Source organism: Luteibacter sp. P4_E6, from assembly GCF_056401535.1.
Genome location: NZ_JBFUJE010000456.1, coordinates 1 through 3202, shown reverse-complemented (window position 1 = coordinate 3202; position 3202 = coordinate 1). Strand labels below are relative to the sequence as shown.

Here is a 3202-nt window from a genome sequence, read left to right as displayed (position 1 = left end):
ATGCCGGCCTCGCCCGCGGCGATGGCGTCAGCGTAGGGAAGGCAGCCATGGAAGCCGCACWGCTCGCATTGGGTCTGCGGGAGCAGTGCGTCGATCCGGTCGGCGAGCGTTGGCGTCATGGCTGGCGCGTTGCCGAAGGGTGGATCAGCGAACGGTGGCGCCCGGCGCCGCGCCCTGGTCGGCGTCGAGCAGGAACAGGTCTGCGCCACCATCGCCCGCCGAGAGGATCATCCCTTCGGACAGGCCGAAGCGCATCTTGCGCGGCGCGAGGTTGGCGATGAACACGACGTTGCGACCGACCAGCTTTTCGGGCTCGCCATAGGCGGCGCGGATACCCGAGAAGATCTGGCGCTTGCCCAGCGGGCCAGCATCGAGTTCGAAGCGCAGCAGCTTGTCGGAGCCGTCGACGAATTCGCAGGCCAGCACCTTGCCGATGCGCAGGTCGAGCTTGGCGAAGTCGTCAATGGAAATGGTGGCGGCCGTCTCGGCGGCGGGGGCGGTGTCGGTCATGGGCTGGGTGGCTTCTTTGGACTTGAACGGTTTCTTGGCGGCGGGCGCATTCGCCTTGGCCTGCTCGGCGGGCGTCAGCGATTCCTTCGATGCATCGACCATCGCTTCGATCTTCTTCGGATCAAGGCGGCCGAACAGCGGTGTGAAGGCGTTGACGGTGTGGCCATGCAGTTCACGGCGGGCGTCGGCGAAACTGTCGACGGGTGCGCCCAGGAAAGCCTCGGCAGCGGCGACGGTCGTCGGCAGGATCGGCTTGAGCATGCCGGACAGCAAGCGGAAGGCGTTGATCGCGAACGAGCAGACCTGCTGCAGTTCGTCGCGGCGCGCCTCGTCCCGTGCAATGACCCAGGGGGCCTTGGCGGCGATATAGCCGTTCACGGCATCGGACATGGCGACGAAGCGACGCGAGACTTCGGCGAAATCATCCGCGTCGTAAACCGTCTCGATGCCGTCGTACTGAGCGAGCAGGTCGAGCCAGATGGCCTGGGCTTCGTCGTCGAAACGATCGGCCAGCTTGCCGGCGAAATGCGTATGCAGGAACCCGGCGGTGCGGCTGGCGATGTTCGCCCACTTGCCGACGAGGTGCGAGTTGACGCGATCTTCGAACGACTTCAGGTCGAGATCGACATCGACCGGCGTGGCGCTGAGCATCGTCGCGAAGTAATAGCGCAACGCTTCCGGATCCAGGCCTGACGCTAGGTATGTGCGTGCCTGGATGAAGGTGCCGCGCGACTTCGACATCTTCGCGCCGTTCACTGTCAGGTAGCCATTGACGTGTAGTGCCGTCGGCACGCGCATCTTCGCGCCATGCAACATCGCCGGCCAGAACAGGCCATGGAAGTTGATGATGTCCTTGCCGACGAAGTGGTGCATCTCGGCCGTGCTGTCCGGACCGAGGAAGTCGTCGAAGCGCAGGTCGGTGCGGTCGCAGAGCGCCTTGAAGGAAGCCAGATAACCCACCGGCGCGTCGAGCCAGACATAGAAGAACTTGCCGGGCGCGTCGGGAATCGGGAAGCCGAAGTAGGGCGCATCGCGGGAGATGTCCCAATCGCGCAGGCCGCCGTCGAGCCACTCGGCAAGCTTCGCGGTGACACCGCTGTTGGCGACCGGCTTTCCACCGGTGAGCTTGCCCGCGAACCAGTCGCGCAGCAGCTGCTCGAACTTGCCCAGTTCGAAGAAGTAGTGCTCCGAGTCGCGCAGGATCGGCGTCGCGCCGGACATCACCGAATAAGGGTTGATCAGGTCGGTGGGCGCATACGTGGCGCCGCAGTTCTCGCAGTTGTCGCCGTACTGGTCGGGCGTGCCGCAGTTCGGGCAGGTGCCCTTGATGTAGCGGTCCGGCAGGAACATGTCGCGCTCGGGATCGTACAACTGCTGGATGTCGCGACGGACGATGTAACCGGCGTCGCGCAGGCGCGTGTAGATCGAGGTCGCGAGTTCGCGATTCTCGGGCGAGTGCGTCGTGTGGTACTGGTCGTAGCTGAAGTGGAAGTCGGTGAAGTCCGCTTCGTGACCCGCGCGGATGTCCGCGATGTAGTCCTCCGGCGTCTTACCGACCTTCTCGGCCGCGAGCATGATCGGCGTGCCGTGGGCGTCTTCACCGGCGACGTACCACACCTCGTTGCCCTGCATGCGATGCGCACGCGCCCAGATGTCGGCCTGGATATAGCCGAGCATGTGGCCCAGGTGCAGCGGGCCGTTGGCGTAGGGTAGGGCGTTCGTTACGAGTATGCGGCGGGCCATGATTCGCGCGGTCGGYTGATGGACCGGGGATTATGGCATGTAGGAAATGTAGGAGCCGCTCCAGCGGCGAAACGGACATGTGGGAGYCGCTTCAGCGGCGAAAAGCCAACGGAGCGGTTTAGCCGCGACGCCAATCGCCGATAAATCGGCTCCCACAAAAAGCCCTGCTTTAGTCGGCCCGGACCCATTCCTGGCTGCGGCCGATCAGCGAGAAGCCGATGTAGCCGTGGACGTCGAGCTTCTTGCCGCCGTCGACCAGCTTCACCGTGACCTTGTAGATCTTGCCCTTGGCCGGGTCGAGGATCTGGCCGCCGGACCATTCGTCGCCGTCCTTCTTCAGGCCCCACATGATGGTCATGCCTTCGATCGGCTTGTCTTTGCGCTCGCCGTCGCACTTCTTGCAGACCGGATGGATGTCGTTCGGGTCGTCGGGCTTGAGTACCTGGAGCACCTTGCCCTGGAGCAGGCCGCCGTTATCGGTGATCTCCACGATGGACTTCACCTGGTGGGTGTCGTCGTCGATGGTCTTCCACTTGCCGACCGGCGTGTCGGTGGCGGCCAGGGCGGGGAGGGCGCTCGCGGCGAAGGCGAGGGCAAAGGTGGCGCGGATCAGCGGCTTCATGTGTTGCGGGGCTCCCCATACGGTCAGGTATGGCCGGAGCCTGACGAGGCGCGTTGCGGGCGTCAAGCTGCAACGCGCCAGAGGGCGGCCCTGACGGGCAAGCCCGGCGGGAGCGGGCACGCACTGGCATAATGGGCGATCTTCGATTTTGCTCAAAACTCCTCATGACCCAGCCCACCGAAACCCTCGTACGCGGTCTGCTCGATCGCGTCATCGACCCTCATTCCGGTCAGGCGCTCAGCGCCGCGGTTCGCGCCGTGGGCGTGGACGGTAGCCGCGTGTCGGTCGATATCCAGCTTGGCTACCCGGCCGTGGGCTACGTGGAGA

At 64.8% G+C, this 3202-nt stretch carries 4 protein-coding genes; 1 reads left to right on the top strand and 3 read right to left on the bottom strand.

Translation table 11 applies throughout. From position 1 onward, the window contains the following. The 3 genes from AC1DT2_RS19100 to AC1DT2_RS19090 form a co-directional block, all read right to left on the bottom strand. On the bottom strand, window positions 1-119 hold a 119-nt coding region (locus AC1DT2_RS19100), incomplete at its 3' end, for a (Fe-S)-binding protein (RefSeq protein WP_477298047.1). A gap of 25 nt (window positions 120-144) precedes the next feature. Continuing rightward, the gene (gene metG / locus AC1DT2_RS19095; RefSeq protein WP_477298045.1) at window positions 145-2253 is read right to left on the bottom strand and encodes a methionine--tRNA ligase; all 2109 of its coding nucleotides are present in this window, start codon (window positions 2251-2253) and stop codon (window positions 145-147) included. 169 nt (window positions 2254-2422) lie between these two features. Then, on the bottom strand, window positions 2423-2875 hold the full coding sequence (locus AC1DT2_RS19090) for a DUF2147 domain-containing protein (RefSeq protein WP_477298043.1): 453 nt from the start codon (window positions 2873-2875) through the stop codon (window positions 2423-2425). A 131-nt stretch (window positions 2876-3006) separates the two neighbouring features. Between AC1DT2_RS19090 and AC1DT2_RS19085 the strand changes: the two genes are divergently transcribed. Continuing rightward, window positions 3007-3202: iron-sulfur cluster assembly protein (locus AC1DT2_RS19085; RefSeq protein WP_477298042.1), on the top strand; the 196-nt coding region annotated here is incomplete at its 3' end.